The following is a 256-nucleotide window of genomic DNA, read 5'->3' as shown; positions in this document are numbered from 1 at the left end:
CCACACCGAACGCATGCTGCGCGGCTTTGGCTATGCGGTCGAGTCGAACGGCCCGGTGGCCTCGCTGCAGTCCGGCGGCAAGCTGACCGCTACCCGCATTGAAGTGCCGGCCGACATTTCCTCGGCAGCCTTCTTCCTGGTGGCGGCCTCCATTGCCGAAGGTTCCGAGCTGGTGCTGGAACACGTTGGCATCAACCCGACCCGCACCGGTGTAATAGACATCCTGCGCCTGATGGGTGGCGACATCACCCTGGAA

1 pseudogene is annotated in these 256 nt (G+C 64.1%); it reads left to right on the top strand.

What is annotated here, in order from left to right:
* A pseudogene (locus R0J88_RS21630) lies at positions 1–256 on the top strand (3-phosphoshikimate 1-carboxyvinyltransferase); the annotation flags it as partial.

This window comes from Pseudoalteromonas sp. SIMBA_162 (genome assembly GCF_046535955.1).
GTDB lineage: Bacteria > Pseudomonadota > Gammaproteobacteria > Enterobacterales > Alteromonadaceae > Pseudoalteromonas > Pseudoalteromonas marina.
The sequence above is the reverse complement of the archived record's forward strand: the minus strand, read 5'-3'. Positions and strand labels throughout refer to the sequence as shown.